The organism is Thiolapillus sp. (assembly GCF_048562965.1).
Lineage (GTDB): Bacteria > Pseudomonadota > Gammaproteobacteria > Chromatiales > Chromatiaceae > Thiolapillus > Thiolapillus brandeum_A.
Genome location: NZ_JBHNMF010001513.1, coordinates 1 through 590 on the forward strand (window position 1 = coordinate 1; position 590 = coordinate 590).

Consider the following 590-nt stretch of genomic DNA (forward strand, 5'->3'; position numbering starts at 1 on the left):
CGACGGCTCCCACTTGGGGGCTGTCATCCAAGGCTTGAACGGAATGGGCAACGAAGGTCTGTGAGGCGACCCGCTGAATCGCATACCAACCATCTGCCGCTACGATGGGGCCGTCGTAGCGGATCGACGGATTGGCTGGATACAGTCGCCCGTCAGTGTCTGTCGATTGAAACAGTGCCTGGGCCCGGTCGGAGGGCTCACTACAACCGGCATCTTGGCTCTGGCGGGGCAGGGTGATCGCATAGCGGGCGTTGCGCGTGGCGGTACCCGGCACCCGAGTAATCGCCCCCATCTCGACCAGGCCCGCGATATCCCTGCCGGCGGTACGCGCCGGGCACTTGGTGATCTTGGTGTAATCCTTTGGCGTAATCCCGCGAGCGATTCGATCCGGTCCGCGCCGAAACACGACGTCAAACGCTTTTTGCTGACGCGCATTGAGCTTGCCGCTGAATCGCTCGAAGAAGCGAGTTTTATCCAGGATGAAATCGACCTGCTTGAGCGCGATCTGCTGCGCATCCACTGCCATCTTGGTAAAGAAATCCAGCCAAGGCTGGATATTGCCGTCTCCGCGTGAAGCATTGGCAAGCTCT

General features: G+C 60.2%; 1 protein-coding gene. It reads right to left on the minus strand.

The annotated features are described in order from the left end of the window. Positions 1-590 (minus strand): KfrB domain-containing protein (locus ACOCD2_RS25240; protein WP_419626384.1); only part of this gene is annotated, 590 nt, incomplete at both ends.